This window comes from Shewanella pneumatophori (genome assembly GCF_023283895.1).
Lineage (GTDB): Bacteria > Pseudomonadota > Gammaproteobacteria > Enterobacterales > Shewanellaceae > Shewanella > Shewanella pneumatophori.
In genome coordinates this window covers 203,906-223,768 of sequence record NZ_JAKILB010000004.1, presented here as the reverse complement: position 1 = coordinate 223,768, position 19,863 = coordinate 203,906, and the positions used below count along the sequence as shown (strand labels likewise).

At 42.5% G+C, this 19,863-nt stretch carries 18 protein-coding genes; 8 read left to right on the top strand and 10 right to left on the bottom strand.

Translation table 11 applies throughout. The features are described 5' to 3' along the window. Positions 1 to 75 precede the first annotated feature (75 nt). From ppnN to L2740_RS08145, 3 genes are all read left to right on the top strand, one after another. Entirely contained in the window at positions 76 to 1,428 is a 1,353-nt protein-coding gene (gene ppnN, locus L2740_RS08155; protein WP_248949539.1) for a nucleotide 5'-monophosphate nucleosidase PpnN, read from the top strand. 20 nt (positions 1,429 to 1,448) lie between these two features. Beyond that, positions 1,449 to 2,219 (top strand): flap endonuclease Xni, encoded by a 771-nt coding sequence (gene xni, locus L2740_RS08150; RefSeq protein ID WP_248949538.1) that lies wholly within the window; start codon positions 1,449 to 1,451, stop codon positions 2,217 to 2,219. Between the two features lie 102 nt (positions 2,220 to 2,321). After that, a complete protein-coding gene (locus L2740_RS08145; protein WP_248949535.1) occupies positions 2,322 to 2,708 on the top strand; it encodes a DUF3192 domain-containing protein in 387 nt (128 codons plus the stop codon). A gap of 165 nt (positions 2,709 to 2,873) precedes the next feature. Here L2740_RS08145 and L2740_RS08140 read toward each other — a convergent pair whose 3' ends face one another. After that, on the bottom strand, positions 2,874 to 3,512 hold the full coding sequence (locus L2740_RS08140) for a MarC family protein (protein WP_248949533.1): 639 nt from the start codon (positions 3,510 to 3,512) through the stop codon (positions 2,874 to 2,876). A 562-nt stretch (positions 3,513 to 4,074) separates the two neighbouring features. Next, positions 4,075 to 6,870, bottom strand: a complete 2,796-nt coding sequence (locus L2740_RS08135; RefSeq protein ID WP_248949532.1) for an alpha/beta hydrolase family protein — start codon at positions 6,868 to 6,870, stop codon at positions 4,075 to 4,077. Positions 6,871 to 7,122: 252 nt separating this feature from the next. On the opposite strand from L2740_RS08135, the gene L2740_RS08130 reads away from it, so the two are divergent. After that, on the top strand, positions 7,123 to 8,133 hold the full coding sequence (locus tag L2740_RS08130; RefSeq protein ID WP_248949531.1) for an isocitrate dehydrogenase: 1,011 nt from the start codon (positions 7,123 to 7,125) through the stop codon (positions 8,131 to 8,133). Between the two features lie 128 nt (positions 8,134 to 8,261). Here L2740_RS08130 and rlmM read toward each other — a convergent pair whose 3' ends face one another. From rlmM to L2740_RS08110, 4 genes are all read right to left on the bottom strand, one after another. Continuing rightward, the gene (rlmM, locus tag L2740_RS08125; RefSeq protein ID WP_248470917.1) at positions 8,262 to 9,344 is read right to left on the bottom strand and encodes a 23S rRNA (cytidine(2498)-2'-O)-methyltransferase RlmM; all 1,083 of its coding nucleotides are present in this window, start codon (positions 9,342 to 9,344) and stop codon (positions 8,262 to 8,264) included. Between the two features lie 220 nt (positions 9,345 to 9,564). Then, positions 9,565 to 9,951 carry a DUF423 domain-containing protein gene (locus tag L2740_RS08120; protein ID WP_248470918.1) on the bottom strand — a complete coding sequence of 129 codons (387 nt, stop codon included), beginning with the start codon at positions 9,949 to 9,951 and terminating at the stop codon, positions 9,565 to 9,567. Positions 9,952 to 9,994: 43 nt separating this feature from the next. Beyond that, positions 9,995 to 10,759: an alpha/beta family hydrolase gene (locus L2740_RS08115; protein ID WP_420833515.1), complete on the bottom strand. Its 765-nt coding sequence runs from the start codon at positions 10,757 to 10,759 to the stop codon at positions 9,995 to 9,997. Further along, positions 10,740 to 11,651, bottom strand: coding sequence for a transcriptional regulator GcvA (locus L2740_RS08110; RefSeq protein WP_028769076.1), 912 nt, complete (start codon positions 11,649 to 11,651; stop codon positions 10,740 to 10,742). The genes L2740_RS08115 and L2740_RS08110 overlap by 20 nt, the downstream gene beginning before the upstream one ends. 181 nt (positions 11,652 to 11,832) lie before the next feature. Here L2740_RS08110 and L2740_RS08105 point away from each other — a divergent pair, with 181 nt between their 5' ends. After that, positions 11,833 to 12,066, top strand: coding sequence for a hypothetical protein (locus tag L2740_RS08105; RefSeq protein WP_248470920.1), 234 nt, complete (start codon positions 11,833 to 11,835; stop codon positions 12,064 to 12,066). 162 nt (positions 12,067 to 12,228) lie between these two features. Here L2740_RS08105 and thiI read toward each other — a convergent pair whose 3' ends face one another. From thiI to pomA, 3 genes are all read right to left on the bottom strand, one after another. Next, positions 12,229 to 13,683, bottom strand: coding sequence for a tRNA uracil 4-sulfurtransferase ThiI (thiI, locus tag L2740_RS08100; protein ID WP_248949530.1), 1,455 nt, complete (start codon positions 13,681 to 13,683; stop codon positions 12,229 to 12,231). A gap of 208 nt (positions 13,684 to 13,891) precedes the next feature. After that, positions 13,892 to 14,860 (bottom strand): flagellar motor protein MotB, encoded by a 969-nt coding sequence (locus tag L2740_RS08095; protein WP_248949529.1) that lies wholly within the window; start codon positions 14,858 to 14,860, stop codon positions 13,892 to 13,894. Positions 14,861 to 14,864: 4 nt separating this feature from the next. After that, complete coding sequence (pomA, locus tag L2740_RS08090; protein ID WP_248949528.1) at positions 14,865 to 15,632, bottom strand: flagellar motor protein PomA; 768 nt, start codon at positions 15,630 to 15,632, stop codon at positions 14,865 to 14,867. A gap of 443 nt (positions 15,633 to 16,075) precedes the next feature. On the opposite strand from pomA, the gene xseB reads away from it, so the two are divergent. The 3 genes from xseB to dxs are packed head-to-tail and all read left to right on the top strand — an operon-like array spanning position 16,076 to position 19,085. Next, positions 16,076 to 16,315, top strand: coding sequence for an exodeoxyribonuclease VII small subunit (gene xseB / locus L2740_RS08085; RefSeq protein ID WP_248470924.1), 240 nt, complete (start codon positions 16,076 to 16,078; stop codon positions 16,313 to 16,315). Continuing rightward, positions 16,316 to 17,197 (top strand): (2E,6E)-farnesyl diphosphate synthase, encoded by an 882-nt coding sequence (gene ispA / locus L2740_RS08080; RefSeq protein ID WP_248949527.1) that lies wholly within the window; start codon positions 16,316 to 16,318, stop codon positions 17,195 to 17,197. It abuts the gene before it with no gap. A gap of 22 nt (positions 17,198 to 17,219) precedes the next feature. Further along, positions 17,220 to 19,085: a 1-deoxy-D-xylulose-5-phosphate synthase gene (gene dxs / locus L2740_RS08075; RefSeq protein ID WP_248949526.1), complete on the top strand. Its 1,866-nt coding sequence runs from the start codon at positions 17,220 to 17,222 to the stop codon at positions 19,083 to 19,085. Between the two features lie 95 nt (positions 19,086 to 19,180). On the opposite strand, the gene grpE is transcribed toward dxs, so the two are convergent. Beyond that, positions 19,181 to 19,783, bottom strand: coding sequence for a nucleotide exchange factor GrpE (grpE, locus tag L2740_RS08070; protein ID WP_248470927.1), 603 nt, complete (start codon positions 19,781 to 19,783; stop codon positions 19,181 to 19,183). Between the last annotated feature and the right edge of the window lie 80 nt (positions 19,784 to 19,863).

Below are 19,863 nucleotides of genomic sequence, written 5' to 3'. Positions count from 1 at the left end.
TTGCCTCCCAAGGTAACACCCGTTACCGTCACGCCTTTATGGGACAGCTTGTCTATCACTGCTTAAGGAGTTGCTATGATAGTAAAAATTAGTCCGCGAGGAAGTCTTGATCAACTATCACAATTAGAAGTTGATCGTTTAAAGCAGAACGCTAAAAGCGAACTTTACCAGCTATACCGCAGTTGTTCACTTGCAGTACTCGCGTCAGGCCTGCAAAGTGATAACGCTGAGGGGCTATTCACTCAATTCAGTGATTTTAATATTAATGTGCTGCGCCGAGAGCGCGGCATTAAAATCGAGCTTACCAATCCTCCACAAGAAGCATTCGTTGACGGTGAGATTATTGCTGGGATCCAAGAGCACCTATTTTCAGTGCTTAGAGATATTGTTTACATCAACGACAAATATGAAAACCTCAAGCACATAAACCTGACCAATGCGAATCACATTACCAACGTAGTGTTTGATATTCTGCGAAATGCTCGCTCTATGCCGCTACTAGACCCCAATATTGTGGTTTGCTGGGGCGGTCACAGCATTAACGCTATCGAGTACCAATACACTCGAGAAGTGGGTTATGAGTTAGGTTTACGTCAACTCGATATTTGTACCGGTTGTGGTCCAGGTGCAATGGAGGGCCCAATGAAAGGCGCCGCAATTGGCCACGCTAAACAGCGAATTAACCACGCTCGATATATCGGCTTAACAGAGCCCAGCATTATTGCTGCAGAGCCGCCAAATCAGATTGTTAACGAGCTAGTGATTTTGCCGGATATTGAAAAGCGCTTAGAAGCGTTTGTACGCCTAGGTCATGGTATTATTATCTTCCCTGGCGGCGCTGGTACTGCTGAAGAACTTCTGTATTTACTTGGTATTTTGCTTAACAAAGATAACCAAGATATTCCTTTCCCATTGGTACTCACTGGCCCGAAAGAAAGCGCAGATTACTTCTTAAAAATTGATGAGTTTATTGCAGCTACATTAGGTAAAGAAGCTCAAAGTAAGTACCAAATCGTGATTGACGATCCGGTAAAAGTTGCCCGTATTCAAAAGCAAGCTATGGAAGACATTAAGAAATTCCGTAAAGAAAATGGCGACTCTTATCAGTATCAATGGTCATTAAAAATTGAGCCTGAGTTCCAATTGCCGTTTGAGCCGACTCACGAAGTTATGAGTAATTTAGACTTGCATTTCCAAGCCAATAAAGCTGAACTCGCTGCCAATTTGCGTAAAGCTTTTTCAGGTATTGTCGCAGGTAACGTGAAAATGGATACCATCAAAGCCATTGAAGCAAACGGCCCTTTTGAGCTAAAAGGCGATCCAAAACTGATGGCGCTTATGGATGATCTGCTTGCGGCATTTGTCTCGCAGCAGCGTATGAAGCTACCCGGTAGTGAATATGTGCCTTGCTACAAAGTTATTAAGTAACCCAACACACAAGCATTTAGATGAATAAATTTCTTATTATCGATGGCATGAACCTAGTGCGGCGCATCCACGCCGCACAACCTAATGAGTCAGATGTATCAGGCTTAAAAGAACGTGTTAATGGCGCTTGCCGTAAACTATTAAAGTTTCATCAACCGACCCATGTAGCCATTGTATGGGATGGTGACGCTATCTCTTGGCGTAAAGCCTTATATGAAGATTACAAAAAAGGTCGCAAACCAATGCCTGAAGCACTGGCCAACACCTTAGCAGATCTAAAAGCCTATTTAGCAGAGCAACAAGTCAACTCAATAGAAGCAGAATCTGAAGCTGATGATGTTATTGCAACCTTAGCCACCAAGCTTGCTAGTAATAACGGTGAAGCGATTATTGTTTCTACTGATAAGGGGTTTTGCCAACTGTTTCATCCAGCAATTAAGCAGTGGGACCACTTTAATCAAAGCTATTTAACTATCGAAGATATGGAACAAAAGCTTCATATCGAAAGAAGCCAACTGATTGACTACCTGGCATTAGCTGGCGATAGTGGCAATAAGATCCCCGGCGTCCCGGGAATAGGCCCTAAATCTGCCGTTGAATTACTAAAAATATTTCGCTCTCTAGCCAATATTTATAATTCAATTGACAAAGTCGGCTCCAAACAAGCAAACAAGTTAGAAGCCGGTAAACAGATGGCTCGCCTTAGCTATAAACTCGTGCAACTACAGGTAGATATACCATTAAACGTTAATCTCAAGCAGTTTAGAGTTGAAACCCCAAAACCAACTTAACACCACAACTGTTAACATAAAGTTGCATTTATAACATTTACCCTTGCGCATTCTAGTAGTATCTTGACTCAATTAGGAATGCATGAAGGATGCACTGTTAGCATGAAATCTAGACTCCCCGTGGTTATTATTAGCCTTTTTGTCACCTACGTTGCCTTTGTTGCAGTTATTATGGTGTTTTATAAACCCACTCCGGACGAAATGAGCTGGGAAGATAGGCAAGCTTATAATCAAGCAATGCTAACTGATCTGACGCTTGGTCAACCTATTGCTGATATTAAAACCATCTTTGGCAAAGCTGATTTTAGCGAAGCTAAGATCTCTAACGACGATACTCTGCAGATCTTGTTTTATCGTACTCACCATAAAACATCAGACGGACAGACGTCAAAAGAAGAGTGCACGCCACTGTTATTTAAACAGGGCAAGCTAATCGCTTGGGGGGAAACTAGCTACCAACAGTATTTAGCAAGCCATATTGATGGTTAGCTTTAAACTTAGATAACAGCCCTAAAAAACAAATAGCAGCGTCAATGTTCGCTGCTATGTGAAACATATACTAATTACAGTGCTAAAAGCTTATAGGATTATCCTTCATTTGCTTCTTTTTGATCGTTCTGCCGCTGCTCAGCTTCTTCTAGACGCTTTAAGTAATTAGCTTAAAACCTTAAACGCACCTTGTAAGCCTTCTACCGCCATTTGCGTACCAATAACCGCCAAAATAAGCCCCATCATTCGAGTAATAGCGCCTAAAGCTGCATTGCCTAAATAACTGACTAAACGGCCACCAAAAATAAAAAACACATAAGTAATAACGCATAATGCGGCAAATGAACCAATGGTGCTAATTAGTTCAGGTACGCCACCAGCTGCGGTATAATTCATTGCTGTAGCAATCGTGCCGGGACCAGCCAAAATAGGCAATGCAAGCGGCGAGACTGCCACACTGAGTTTGGCTTCTAAGCTCTCATCCTCAGGCTTTTCTTTATCATGGTGGACCGTTGACTGATTGCCTTGCAGCATATGAAAGCCGATTAAAAACACCAATAGACCACCAGTAATCCTGAACGCTGGCAAAGAGATCCCAAACAGGTTGAATATAAACTGCCCCGATACAGCAAATAAACTAATAATCACAAACGCAATAATAAGTGCTCTAAATGCAATTAAGCGGGTTGTCCTCTCATCGTAATCAGAGGTTAATCCCAAAAAGATTGGCACATTAGCGATTGGATTCATAATGGCAAAAAAGCCCATAAATACCGCACCAACATGCATCCAAATTCCATCCATAAATCACTTCCTTATATAAACTTGTCACGACTGATTGTTAATTAGCATTATGCAGTGTTCTGAGTTTAATACGAATATTTACTTAAGCTAATACAGCAAACTGCCCCCAATCAATATACACATTTGCTCACTCAGAGAGTGTAGCGCTTCTACTAATACCAATCAGTATAAGAATTTGATCAACTCAGAGCGGTTTTTGGCAAACTAATTCAAGGCGAATAGCTGCAATAATGGTTATTCCCTTATAAAGCTATTCAACGCAGAAGTAGGCAGCCAAAAACGCTCCAGAATGGCGAGTTTTAGCGATTCTGATGCAGTGACTCTTAATAAACAAAGAGGGAGCTTGAACCTAGTTCAACTATGCTCTTCACTCGTTGCAAACCACATGGATGTGGTGAATGTCATTAAAGCAAGGAGCAATTTAATGACCTTGCCTCAAAACCGCTAAACTCTCGCTGAGTGACTAAATGTTTATACTGATTGATATAAGCCTAAAAACAAAAATGCCAAGTTGTTAACTCGGCATTTGTAGAAAAATAGGTCTTTAGCCTAAAGCTAAGAGCTAGTCAGCTTTCTTATACTCAGTATAGGCTTCACCTTGACTCAACCACTTTGGCGCAGGTGCACCTTTGAGGTAATGGTCAAAGTACTCCATCATACGAAGACTATAGTCGAGTTTATTTGGGTATTTTTTCAAATGATGCGGTTCATCTTGATACTGTAAGAACACCACATCTTTACCTGCACGGCGCATAGCCAAATACAGCTCAACACCTTGTTCCCAAGGCACCGCATCGTCTTTATCACCAAACATGATCATCATAGGTGTTTTAATGCGCTCAACATAAAACACTGGCGAGTTTTCAATATACTTTTGTGGTGAACTAAATAAGCTCTCACCAATACGGCTTTGACCGGTTTCATACTGGAACTGACGCGCTAAACCACTACCGTGACGAATACCGCTGTAAGCACTGGTCATGTTAGATACTGGCGCACCTGTTACCGCTGCTTTAAAGATGTTGGTCTTTGTTACCGCAAATGCTGTTTGATAGCCACCCCAAGAGTGACCCTGAATCCCCACAGCATTGGGATCTGCAACGCCAATATCAATTAAGTGCTGCACACCAGAGGTTAATGCCTGCACAGATGAATCACCTGGGTAGCCCACTTCAAAACGAATATCCGGCAAGAAGATGGCGTAACCATTATCTGCAAACCAAGCAAAGTTAGGTCTATGGTTAATCTTCATCTGTGGGAAAGCATGCAATCTATCACTCATAAAGCGATAGAAATAAACCAATACAGGGTAACGCTGACCTTCAACATAATTAGTAGGCTTAATTAATACACCATCTAAAGGTTTACCGTCACCGTTTGTCCAATGCACTAATTCAGATTGCGCCCAATTAAAGTTATCACGCTGCTTATCTAAGTCAGTTTGACGCGTCGCATTTTGCGGACTGTTATAGTCGGCACTGTAAAGATCAGGGAACTGGTCATAGCGCTCTTTCGAGTAAATAATCGTGTTAGCATCTTTACTACGCGCCAACATTTTAAGCTTGTAATCACCATCCATAAATGATGTTACACCCGCAACTCCCAGTTGCACTTGATAAAAGCCATCGCCTTTAGTTTTATCGTGATAACCCTGTAGCAATATTTTTTCATCAGTGGCAAGCACATTTGGCGTATCAGTATCTTCAACTAACCCGGTAACTCGGTATTGAATTTGCTGCTTACGCCCCTCGCCTGCTGTCAGCATAAAAGTATCGTGCGAAGTGGTATCTGTTTGCCAAATATCGAACTTATCGTAAAGCAATAAACCAGCATCATCGGCAACCCAAGGTCCAAAACCGTAGCCAGGTGCATTTGATGGGTAGTCATGATCTTCATTCGCAAACGATACACCTAAGTTTTTAGTGATATTCGTGCGGCGATCTTGCGCAATTTCATAGAGGAAAACATTGCCGTGTAGGTAATAAGCAACAAACTTTTCACCCGGAGATAATACTGGGTCATCTGAGCTACTTTGCTGGGTTAGCAATGGAATTTTACGTCCAGTATTTAAATCAACAAGATAATAATCACGATAAAAACCCGCCCAAGTGATCATCTTGCGATAAGGTAAGTCTGAGCTAGCCAATGCATAACGTTTTTGCTGCTGTACCTCGATATCAGGCACTTGTAAGTCAGCTAACTGCACTAGGTTATTAGCGTTTACATGCAGTACAGCCAAGTAGGTACGCTTCTGCTCTTTCTTATACTGCTTAACTTCGTGCGGCTTGATGCGTGGATCATCGCCATGCCACACTCTTAACTCACGTGCAGAGGTGATCACGCTTTGATCATACAAGTCAGCTTCTGACTCCACTTTAGCAAGCTCAATTTGCTGACTTACTTGTGGAACGCGGCCAAAGAATAAACGCTGACTATCATCAGAAAAACGCAGATCTGCGTATCGATTTAAGGTCCAGTCATCAGTCTTAGGTGCTGCAATCAATTTGTTAGTTTCAAGGTTCAACAAAGATAATTGATATTCACGGCCATAGGGTAAAGCTTCTGCATTACCAAAAGTAAAACCTAGATATTTACCGTCGTGACTTAAGGCTATTGAGCCAACTTGCTGTTGTTTAAAACTCTTTACTATCGAGGCACTATTGTTGGCAAGTTTGACCAATCGTAGCTCGTGTTTATTGGTTTCAATATTATTTATTGCTAAAGCGAGATTAAGTCCTGATTTATCGAAATTAAACGCTGTAACATCATTAAACTTAATTGATTTCAAACTATTAAGGTCAACTAGTTCTACCAATGAGCCTTTATCAAAATCATCTACTTTTGTTTCATTTTCAGCATTTTTTGCTTTAGCTGCTGATTTTTCATCTTTTTTCTTTTCGTCAGCTTCAAACCAAATAGCTAAATGGCTACCTGTGTCATTGAATTCAAAAGATTTAACACGCTCGTAACGAACTTCTTCACCAGTACTAGTATCGAGCAGTATTAAGCCAGCTTTCAATTTTTTCTTTGCTTTCTTACTCGCCTTTTCAGAATCGAGTAAAGGTACCGCATCGACAAAGGCCACAAAGCGGCCATCGTGACTTATTTTCGGCTTGCTACCACCAGCAACATTAAACTGCTTATTGGCGATTAAACTTTTCACAAATCCGTGGCTATCGCCGCGGTCTGGCTCAACTTCAACCGCTAGCATGTTACCGTTGTCAGACAAAACAGGCTTATTAAGCGATTCAAATCGCATAATATCATCGGGGGTTATGCTATTTGTCGCAGCAATTAAGTTTGCGGATAACAAACTTGTCGAGAATAGCAATAATGACTTTATTGGTAGTGACTTCAAGGTCTTCCTCATTATTATTTTATTAGACTAAAGTAGACTTTTTAGGCTTCTGGCGAACAATCATCGTCATAAGCAGTTATTTATGCAAGTTAGCCTACAGAAAAAAACGTGAGATTGCTCACTATTTACTGTGAAAGTTGTTTAAAAGTGTTTAAAATACCTCGCATAAAAAGAAAATATATCAAGTTACTTATCATGCCGTGTGGCATGGTTAGACAATTGCAGTAACGCCTAACCCTGGTAGGACTATCCATGACAAAAAGAACTATAACCGTTATCCCTGGTGATGGGATTGGCCCAAGCATTATCGACTCAGCACTAAAAATCCTTGATAAAGCTGGTTGTGATTTTGAATATGAATTTGCTGATGCTGGCTTAGTTGCTTTAGAAAAACACGGCGAATTACTGCCTCAGCGCACGCTAGAGCTTATCGAAAAAAACCGCATTACTCTTAAAGGCCCACTAACAACTCCTGTTGGTGAAGGCTTTACTTCTATTAACGTAAGCCTACGTAAGCAGTTCAGCCTATATGCTAACGTGCGTCCTGTTTTATCTTTCAAAGGCACCCAGGCTCGTTACGACAATATCGATATCATCACAGTACGTGAAAACACTGAAGGTATGTATTCAGGCCTAGGCCAAACAGTATCTGATGACGGTGCAACCGCTGAAGCGACAAGTATCATTACTCGTCAAGGTGCAGAGCAAATCACCACTTTTGCTTATGAGCTTGCTCGTAAAGAAGGTCGTAAAAAAGTCACTATCGTCCACAAAGCTAACATCATGAAGTCGACTTCAGGTTTATTCCTAAAAGTTGCTCGCGAAGTGAGTCAACGTTACCCAGACATTACGACTGAAGAAATGATTGTTGATGCGACTTGCATGAAGCTAGTGATGAACCCAGAAAACTTCGATGTGATTGTTACTACTAACCTATTTGGTGACATTCTATCTGATCTTTGTGCTGGTCTTGTTGGTGGTCTAGGTATGGCGCCAGGTGCAAACATTGGTAGCGATGCAGCAATCTTTGAAGCAGTACACGGCAGTGCGCCTGATATTGCAGGTAAAAACTTAGCCAACCCAACTTCAGTTGTTCTAGCTTCAATTCAAATGCTTGAGTACTTAGGAATGGCTGATAAAGCAGAACTTATCCGCAATGCAATTACTGCTGTAATTGAAGAAGGCGACCGCACTACACGCGATCTTGGCGGTACTCATGGCACGACTGATTTCACTCAGGCTGTGATTGAGCGTTTATCTTAATCAGCTTAAATGGCAGAATTAATTCTGCCATTTAAATAAAAAGACCCCATGCTTACACATGGGGTCTTTTTTTATCTGTATTCGAATAGAATTAATACAATCTAATCGGCTAGCTTTTTAGCTTATTTTTACCAAGGCTGAGTTGGACGTAAGCAAAGGTGTACTGTCACTTCATCACGGTCATGGTAAAGATGCTTAGCCGCGATAGAGAAATCATCTACACCATTTTCTTTTAAAATCTCAGCCATAGTTTCAAGAATGGTTGAAACTTCTTTGTAACGCGCTTTCATTGGCAGTTTAAGGTTGAAGATAGACTCTTTAAACCAACCGTTGATTGCCCAAGCTTCAATAAGCTCAGCCACGCGTGATGGCTTTTCAATCATGTCACAAACAAGCCAAGTAATGTTCTTTCTTGGTGGCTCAAATCTAAAGCCATCAGCTTGATAATGTTTTACCTGGCCAGTATCCATTAAGCCTTGATCCATTGGGCCGTTATCAACTGCAGCGACAAACATGCCACGGCGAACTAGCTGGTATGTCCAACCGCCAGGGCAAGCACCAAGATCTACCGCTTTCATACCACTGCTTAAACGCGTCTCTTGCTCATCTTTAGGAATAAAGTGAATGAAGGCTTCATCGAGCTTTAAGGTTGAGCGACTTGGCGCATCTGCTGCAATCTTAAGTCGTGGGATCCCCATAAAGTATGGCGAACTATTGTTACTCAATGAGTAACCCACATACGCTTGGCCTGACGCCACAAAACATACGTGAATAATTGGACGCTTAGTGTTTTCTTTTTCAAGCAAAGTGCCTGACTTTTTCAATGCTTGACGCAACGGCACTGTAAACTTGCGGCAAAAATTAGACAGCTCTTTTGCTTCGTTTGTATCTGGTGTTTCAACACGCAGTTCGCCGGCTTTATTTACTTGCGCTAGCGCTTCAACAATTGGGCTAATTCTATCTTGCTCAGGTAAACCTTTTAGCAGTTCTTTTGCAGCAAACATCTGTCTGGCAAAAATAAGTGAGTCTAGGCTGATATTTTTCGCCAAAACTTCTGCATCACCAGCTTGAAAGCATTGAAAAATCACATAAGCATCGTTGTTGTTAGTTTTTACAAAACCACCAATATCGAGCTCTGCCGCACGCACTTGGATCTCTGCAGCGCAATCTTTCTCATAACCAGCACGGCAAAATAAAAATAGGTTTATCATTGAATTTCCTGAAGATAAAATTAGTATCAATCAAAGTGTCGCGACAAAATCTCTGACACCAGCTTTCAAAAGCATAGCGTTTAAACAACTAGCGTAATTGAATAATTGATATAAAAAAGCGGCCAACAAAGTTGTTGCCCGCTATTTTACACTGTTCAAGCTTTGCTGTGTACTGTCTAATATTTAATTATCAGTGCTCGAGCATAAACCCAGTTGCCAGTTAATCAAGTTCTTTGACTCGATTGCGCCACACAGCAACGGCAATTAATAGCCAACCTAATAGGAAACACACGCCGCCCATTGGGGTAACCGGACCGGTCCACTTAGCGCCGATAAGTGCGTACATATAAAGTGAGCCAGAAAACAGCACCATACCAGCCATAAATAAGTAACCAGCCCAATCAAGTAATCGCGACTTGATCCAATGACCAGAAAAAGCCACTGCGATTAATGCAAAGGTATGGTAAAACTGATACTCAACGCCCAAATTAAAAATAGCGATAAGCTCAGGTGGAGCAACATTTTTAAGCCCGTGGGCACCAAATGCACCTAATGCAACAGCAATGAAACCACTTAAGGCTGCAAGCAACAAAAATCCATTACGCATTGACCCTCTCCCCTTAACATTTAAAAATCAGCTTAATAGTCAGCTAGCTGATGCCGATAAACTGACGAGCACTGGCAATAGCTTGCTCTAGATTAGCTTCTAACGTGGCACCTGACGACTTCCTCGGCTTAAAACTATGATCGCCATCGGTTAACCATTTAAGTTGTACTTTATCCATTATCGGCCAAGTCTCAACTAAACCTTTGTGGCCAAACTTATCGCGCTCACCTTGGATCACCATTATTGGTGCTAAACAACGCTCTATAGGCTCTAACCGCGGTTCACCACCACTTAATGGAATAAACGGATAACCTAAACAGACAACCCCATCAACTGGTATTGTTTCAGCTAAAATGGCTGACATACGCCCGCCCATAGACTTACCCACAAGAAACACACGCTTTGGCTGGAACTGCTGCTTTAAAATAGTCAGTTGCAAAGCGTAATCCGCGATTAACTTAGGTGCCCTATCTGGCGGACGTCGCTTACCATCAATAGCGTTCGCTCGCATATAAGGAAAATTAAACCGTGCAACAACAGTATTACAAGCTGCCAAACCATTCGCCATGGCAGTCATAAACTCATGGTGCATGTTTGCGCCTGCACCATGGGTTAACACAATTAAAGTGTCACAGTCGATTGCACTGACGTTGCTATCATCGTCTTTATTGCTAGCTTTATCTTTAGCCTTAGTGATAACAAACTGCTCTGCATCAAAGGTCAGATCCTCAATAGACAATGCCGCAACAGCGGCGGCCAAATCGCCGTCTAAATAAGCTTGCTTTAAATTATCCTGTAAGCAGCTCACTGCGTGTCTCCTCTTCAAACATATCTAGCATCCATTCTCTAAAGGCCGCCACCTTACCGATTTCAGCATGGTTTTGTTGGCAAACTAAGTAATATGCATTTTTACTGACTAAAACTTCAGGGAATGGGCAAACCAGTCGACCCGCTTTAATATCAGGCCTTGCAAGTACACTGTAGCCTAGCGCCACACCTTGACCGTGAGCCGCGGCTTGCAATACTAGCGAAGAATGACTAAATATTGGACCTTGGTTCACATTAATATCAGTAATTCCACATTGCCTAAACCAAGCTTGCCAATCTTGGCGACTTGAGTCATGTAATAGGGTGTGATTTCTTAAATCACTTGGCTTTTCTAGTGGCTTAGGACCATTAAGTAAAAGAGGCGAACAAACAGGGATCAACACTTCATTTCTGAGCTTATCTGCACGCATTCCTTGCCAGTTACCCATGCCATAATAAATCGCAACATCAACGTCATCAGTTAATGAGCCATCTTCATCATCAACCGCTTTAATACGCACGTCAATTTCAGGATTTTTTTCACTAAACTTGGCAAGTCTAGGTACTAGCCATTGAATCGCAAAGCTAGGCGAGGTGGCCACTGTAAGCGAACCAATCGCACTGCGAGCAAGCAATCTGTCTGTCGCATCAGCAAGCTGGGTAAAAATATCTTTGATATCGAGAAAGTAGCTTTGGCCTTCTTCTGTTAGCAGTAATGAGCGGTTCTTTCGGCGGAATAATTTTAATCCGAGATACTCTTCTAATGCCTTAATTTGGTGGCTCACTGCAGCTTGGGTAACAAACAGTTCTTCAGCTGCTCGAGTAAAGCTTAAATGCCTCGCTGCCGCTTCAAATGCCTTAACCGCATTTAGCGGAGGTAATCGTCTTGCCATAGTGATACAGATCCCGATTTTTAATTAGTTTTTCTAATGGGTATTGTTACATTTTATCGTTTGTAAAGGCCAGCCCTTTTGGTCAAAATTTGCGCCAACGAAAAGACACTAGTTGGACAGCCTCTACGACGTAAATGGGGAATGTCTAACAACCCGAATATCAGCCTGGAGGCTACCGCGTATGTTAAACCTTAAATCAGTATTTGTTATTGCTATCCTTGGCGTTTCTGCATCAGCTATGGCTGACGATACCAGCATTAATACCAAAGACATTGAAGCAACACTAACAGCTAACTTAGCAGAAAGCATGGAATTAATGCAGGACCAACTGACTGCTGAATTAGACACAATGCTGATTATTGACGAACAAAAGAAGAATGAAGAAGCGACAGCAAAAGTATTACTTGCTGACTAAATTCGCTCTTAACACTTCGCGTTAAAGCCACCTTCAAGGTGGCTTTTTTGTATCTATTGCTCACGGGCATCGTCATAAAGTCACCCGCTGAAATACAAAAAAGGCGACTTTAACTAAGCCGCCTTTGTCATACTTAAACTAATAAGCCTTTATTAGCTCAAACTAAGGACGGTAAACCTTAACATTAGTGTAACCTTGCTCTTGTAGATAAAGTGCTTGTAGCTTACTCATCACACCGCGGTCGCAATATAATAAATAGCTCTTCTCTTTATCTAGATCAGCAAACTGAGTCGCTAACTTGTAAAACGGAATAGCCTTAACTTCTACGCCATCAACTTCAAGCGGAGACTTCTCTTCCTCTTCTGGCGCACGAACATCAATAATGACCTCGCCAGCGTTAATTGCATCTACAGTTTCAGTTTCGGTGATCTTAGTATCCATCTGCGCAGCAATCTCCCTAATATCAATAATTTCAGCATCTGCAATCACGCGATCTAGCAGATCTTCAGAAAACTTGGCTTCTTCAGCTTCAACTTTAGATAATACCGCTTTCACAGTTGGCTTTTGTGAGATCACGCCGCAATATTCAGGAATCGATTTGGCAAAATCTTCAGTGCCAATTTGGCGGCTCAAGTTAATAATGTCTTGCTTATCCATAGCGATAAGCGGACGTAAGATAAGTTGCTCAGTACAGCGGTCAATCACGTTTAGGTTAGTTAACGTCTGGCTCGATACCTGACCCATAGCCTCACCCGTTACAAGTGCTTGAATCCCCATCTTTTGCGCTACACGTGCAGCAGCACGCATCATCATGCGCTTTAATACTACGCCCATTTGGCCGTTATCTACGCGCTCAAGGATCTCTTGCACCACAGGATCAAACGGTACCGAGATAAACTTAACCTTGTGCGACTCACCGTACTTTTGCCATAAATGGTAAGCAACCTGCTTAACACCGATTTCGTGTTGATCGCCACCTAAGTTAAAGAAACAGTAATGAGTACGCGAGCCACGCTTAATAAACTGGTAACTAGATACGCCTGAGTCAAAACCGCCTGAGATTAAAGACAATACGTCTTCTTGGGTCGCCATAGGGAAACCACCTAAGCCTTCGATACGCTTATCAATTAGGTACAACTGCTCATTGTCGATTTCTAAATGAACAGTCATATCTGGATCTTTTAAGCGAACTCCCGCAGCGTCGGTAAACTGGTTTAAACCACCACCTACGTAACGCTCAACTTCAATTGAGTTAAAGTCATGCTTACCAGCACGCTTTACTCGTACACAAAAGGTTTTTCCCGCTAGTTGGTCTTTGTATACCGCTAAAGTTTGCTTATAGATATCATCAACAGAGGTAAAGGTACTTACGTTAACTTGTAATACATGGGCAATACCCGGAATACACGCTAAACGCTCACCAAACGCTTCAACCAGATCTGGTCTATCATCTGGCACCATAACCATGATTTTGTCCCACTGGCGCTGTACTTTGGCAGTCTCATCAACTTTCTTAAGTACGTTACGAATGTTAGTTTCAAGCATTTTGGTAAAGCGCATTCTTACCGGCTTGCTTTTCATCATGATTTCAGGAAACAGTTTTACGATAAATTTCATTGGTCTTCCGCGAGGAGTAGTTTAAACAGCAATTGTCCGATTATAACAAGATCGAGTCGCAATTGCGTATAAGCAATCTCTGTTTGTCTCGACAAAAGCACAAATATTCGGCTTAAAAATCGACTTATCGGGTAAATTTGCGACCTCAAAAACAAAAACACGCCATTAAGTAAACTCAATAGCGTGTTCTAATCATTTTACTTAGTGATTACTGACTCACTTGGATCTCGTCTGATTCTTTGGCTTTGCCCTGTTCAATGGCAATCTCAACTCGGCGGTTTCTGGCACGATTAGCAGCTGAGTTGTTCTTTACTAAAGGATCTGACGATGCCATACCGACCACCTTCATTCGCTGTTGATTAAAGCCTTTGACTTTAATCAGCTCATGAGCAACTGCAACCGCACGTTTACTCGATAAATCCCAGTTTGAACTGTATAGCTCGTTAGAAATATTCCAATCATCTGTGTGACCTGAAACGGTAATAATACCAGGCACATCTTTTAGCAGCTCAGCCACGCGGCGTACAACCGGTTTAAATCTTGGTTGTAAAAAACCCGACCCTGACGCAAATGCACCCTTTTCTCGAATACGAATAATGATCTGCTGACCTAAAGACTCAATTTCAATGGCGCCATCAACAATCTCTTTATTGAGCTCTTGGGCCATTTTTTTCACTTGCTCGTTGATCTCATCTTGAGCCGATGCCTGAGTCTTAGTTGATTCGGTCTCAGCTTTCGCTGCTGATTCAGCTTTTACTTCTGCATCTTTAGGTTCAACAGCCGTTGCCGTTGCTTGGCCACCTCGTTGCTCACCTCTTTGCTGCTGAATACCGCCAGCACTTGAATCATCACCCTCTTGAAACTCCAGCATAGGCTCGGTCATTTCGTTGGTTTGCTGATTAATGATCTCAATTGGCGTCGGCTCTGGTCGCCCGGGTCTAAACTCAAGCGCAATAACAGATGTCCCTTTAGGAATGTCTTTTACTTCGACCTTATTTTGCACACCAAAGGCGTATTTCATCGAACCAGCGATCTGCTTAAACTTCATAACGTCCATTTCAGAGAACGCCAAAAGTAGTACGAAAAAGCACATCAATAGCGACATTAAGTCGGCAAAGGTTGCCAACCACATAGGTGCCCCAGGTGGTGGACAATCGCATTTGACCTTCTTTGCCATCCGCTTACGCCCCGTCCAGGGTATCTATTTTTCGGGATTTTTCACTGAGGTAATTTTTGAGGAAACCTTCAATTACTCGCGGATTTTGGCCATCTTGAATCGCCAACACAGCGTCCATAATAAGGTTCCGGTTGAGCATCTCTTCGCCCATACGCAGTGTTAATTTATCTGCAATAGGCAATGCAACCATGTTCGCAACCACAGCGCCATAAAGAGTGGTAAGTAGTGCTACAGCCATTGCTGGACCAATTGATTTAGGGTCATCCATATTAGATAACATACCAACTAGACCAATTAGGGTACCAATCATACCCATAGCCGGCGCAACATCGCCAATTGCTTTGAAAATACCTATTCCGGTTTTATGGCGCTGCTCTGTAAGTGCAATATCTTTTTCAAGTGCATCACGCACCACATCGCCATCATGACCATCAACTAACATATCGACCGCTTTTTGCATAAAGCTATTGCTAATCTCAGCCTCTTCTAATGCCAAAAAACCACCTTTGCGAGCGGCATCAGCCATAGAGATCGATTGCTCGATAAGATCTTCTGGCTTATCGATTTTAAACATAAAGGCTTTAGCGGCGATCTTGGCTGAGCCTAAAAATTGTTTCAGGTTATATTTCATCATAACCACAAACATTGAGCCGATGAGTACAATTAGAATCGACGGAACGTTAATAAAAATGGCAATGCCACCACTACTGACCATCGCCATAATAATGAAGACAAATGCGCCAATAAGTCCGATTAGGGTTGCTAAATCCAAAACTGCTCCTCAAATAGCTACCAATACACTGTTTATCGATAGTCTCGAATTCCAAATGCCTGACAATTTGCTTGGAATAAATTTTAGTAGCGACAATATTACGCCTTTAGTGCTACGGCAAGTAACATGTCACTAAACCTCTTTAGGGAGGCCATATTTTTGTGTTTCACACTATATAACGACCAAATAAAAGATCTCTTGAGTGATATTTCCCGCAAATTACATCCACTTTCGGCTAAAATAGCCTATCTCAAATCCGCTAATGTCGACGGGGCTGTGACACTTAGCTGATCGATTAGCCGTTTTATGACGTATGCTTTATTTATAGATTTGATCTATTTGATATTGAAAGCGTGCTTTTGCGCAAATAGTCAACGGCTTAATTTGACCCATGTGCCCTGCTGATATACTTTGTGTACCGCTTATTTCTAGGAATGAATATCGTGGCAAAAAAACCTGAAAATCTCTCATTTGAAGATTCACTTTCCGAGCTAGAAAAAATCGTAACTGACTTAGAGCACGGCGATGTTTCCCTCGATGATGCACTGAAGCAATTTGAGCGTGGCATTAAGCTTGTACGTAATAGCCAAAGTAAATTAGAAAACGCACAGCAAAAAGTCGCAGTGCTAATGCAAGAAGAGGGTGTCGACACTCTCAAACCTTATGATGTTGAGGGTGAGTAATTGTTAGAAGAGTCACTTAAGCGATACCAGCAGCGAATTAATCTCCAATTAGCTTCACGTATTGACGCGCTAGCAGATATCGAACCTAACCTAAAAGCGGCCATGAAACACGGTGCGCTGATTGGTGGCAAGCGAATTAGACCATTTTTAGTTTATGCCATTGGCGACATGCTCGGCGTAAAACTAGCAACTCTTGACTCATGTGCAGCCGCAATTGAATGTATTCACGCCTACTCATTAATTCATGACGACCTGCCGGCAATGGATGACGACGCACTGCGCCGTGGTCAGCCGACTGTGCACATTGCCTTTAATGAAGCAACCGCAATTTTAGCTGGTGATGCGTTACAAGCATTAGCGTTCGAAATTATCAGCGATCCAATTGAAGATATCACTCCGTCACAAAACTTAAGCTTAGTTAAAGCCTTAGCCAACGCCTCTGGGTATAGTGGCATGTGTGGTGGACAGGCGATGGATCTCAATGCTACCGACAAGCAAATTGAATTAGCGACCTTAATACAGCTCCACAAACTAAAAACTGGTGCGCTAATTAGATGTGCGGTGGAATTTGCCATCATCGCAGCTAAAGTCGACCAACAAGAGCGTCAAGCTTTGCTAAATTTTGCTGACGCAATTGGCCTTGCTTTTCAGGTGCAAGACGATGTGCTTGATATTATTGCTAGCACTGAAGAGCTAGGAAAGCCGCAAGGCTCAGACACAGATTCAAACAAAAGCACCTATCCAAAGTTGCTTGGATTAGAGGGCGCCCAAAAAACTGCCGAAAGTTTGATTGAGGACGCACTATCAGCGCTGGCTAAATTACCATACAATAGCCAGTTAATTGCAGAATTCGCCCGTTACATCATTGAGCGAAGAGTTTAATAAAGAGACAAAGAATCTCAATATGAGTTTTGATATTTCTCAGTTTCCTGTGCTAGCACAGGCTAATACTCCAGATGAGCTACGACAGCTCCCTCAAGCCGTTTTGCCACAACTGGCGGACGAACTTAGAGGTTTCTTACTGAAGTCTGTGGGTAAATCAAGCGGTCACTTTGCATCGGGTTTAGGCACGGTGGAACTAACCGTGGCACTTCATTATGTTTACAACACCCCATTTGACCGACTCGTTTGGGACGTAGGCCATCAAGCTTATCCTCATAAAATCTTAACCGGTCGCCGAGAAAAGATGCACACCATTCGCCAAAAAGGCGGCGTGCACCCATTCCCATGGCGTGAAGAAAGTGAATACGACACGTTTAGCGTCGGGCACTCAGGTACTTCTATCAGTGCTGCACTTGCTATGGCTGTTGCTGCTGAAAAAGAACAAGCTGGTCGTAAAGTTGTGGCAGTTATTGGCGATGGGGCCATGACTGGCGGCATGGTCTTTGAAGCCATGAACCACGCTGGTGACTTGCATAATGATATGTTAGTGGTGCTAAACGACAACGAGATGTCTATCTCTGAAAACGTTGGTGCACTTAACAACCATTTAGCTCAGCTAATGTCTGGCCGTTTCTATACCACTATTCGTGAAAGCAGTAAAAAAGTGCTTAAAGGAATGCCGGTTATTAAAGAGATGGCTAAGCGTACTGAAGAGCACCTCAAAGGCATGGTTGTGCCGGGCACCTTATTTGAAGAGCTAGGCTTTAACTACATAGGTCCAATTGATGGTCACGATGTAGATGCACTCGTTGAAACTATGCGCAATATGCGCAATTTAAGTGGCCCACAGATTTTACATATCATGACTAAAAAAGGTCGTGGATATGAGCCTGCAGAGAAAGATCCTATCGGCTGGCATGCGGTACCAAAGTTTGACCCATCAACCTTTGAAAAACCTGCAGCCAAACCTGCTGACCCAACCTTCTCAGAAGTGTTTGGTAAATGGCTATGTGACATCTCAGAAAAAGATGAAAAAGTATTAGGTATCACTCCGGCAATGCGCGAAGGCTCAGGTATGGTTGAGTTCTCTCAGCGCTTCCCTAAGCAATACTTTGATGCAGCAATTGCTGAGCAGCATGCAGTGACCTTAGGTGCGGGTTTTGCCTGTGAAGGTTACAAGCCTGTGGTAGCGATTTACTCAACGTTCTTGCAACGCGGCTATGATCAATTAATCCACGACGTAGCACTACAAAAGCTTCCTGTACTATTTGCCATCGACCGTGGCGGTATTGTTGGCGCTGACGGCCCGACTCACCAAGGCGCTTTCGATTTAAGCTTCATGCGAACTGTGCCTAATATGGTGATCATGGCGCCATCTGATGAAAATGAATGTCGTCAGATGCTTTACACAGGTTATTGCTATAACGACGGCCCAACCGCGGTTCGCTATCCTCGTGGCAGTGCTACAGGCGCTGAGCAAGTAGAAGCAATGACGGCAATGCCAATCGGTAAAGGCTTAATCAAACGTCAAGGCAAGAAAGTTGCGATTCTTAACTTCGGTACAACCTTAGCCAGCAGCTTAGTTGCAGCTGAAGCACTTGATGCAACCGTTGCCGATATGCGCTTTGTCAAACCACTTGATGTTGAATTGATTAAGCAGCTAGCAAGCGAGCACGATGTGCTAGTTACTGTTGAAGAAAACGCCATTATGGGCGGCGCAGGTTCAGGTGTACTTGAGTTACTGCAAACACTTAAGATGCCAAAGCCAGTACTGCTAATTGGTTTACCTGATGAGTTTATTAAGCACGGCGCGCCAGATGAAATCATTAGCGAGCTAGGTTTAGATGCTGCAGGCATTCAAAAACAGATTGAAGATTATCTCGCATAATACGAGAGCGAAAAAAAGGACTGCCTAGGCAGTCCTTTTTTATGTTTGATGCTTTTCATTTAAATCAAAAGCATCAACGTATTTAATCGCTAAGATTAGCCTTGTGAAACCATTACCATTGCAGGGCGCAGTAGACGCTCATTCAATGTGTAACCTTTCTGCATAACCATCATTACTGTGTTTGCAGGGAAGTCAGCACTTGGCTGCATGCCAATCGCTTGGTGAAGCTCTGGGTTAAATGCATCACCTTGTGGATCAACTTGAACTAAACCAAACTTCTCTACAGTGCTAACAAAACTCTTAGCCGTTAGTTCAACACCTTCATAGATAGCTTTAGTCGCTTCAGCTTCTGCGTCTGTACCTTGCAGAGCACGCTCCATGTTATCTAATACAGGTAGTAATTCGTTGATGAACTTTTCTAAAGCAAACTTGTGCGCTTTTTCTACATCCATAGCTGAACGACGACGAATGTTGTCTACTTCAGCCGCTGCGCGGATCACTGAATCTTTTTGCGCATCAACTTTAGCTTCAGCTTCTTGCAAAGCTTTTTCTAGCTCTTCAACACGGAAATTAGCTTGGGTAAGCTCATCCATTAAAGAGGCTTCATCAGTCGCTTCTGCGCCATTTTCGTTAAGCAATTCGCCTTCGACGATCTCTTCAACTTGGTTATCTTGTGCTTTGTTTGTTTCGTTGCTCATTTTTGCTCCAGCTAAAAATGCTTTGTTTCTGCATGCTCTGGGCATATTATGGGGATCAAATTTAAGGTTTCAAGGCCTAA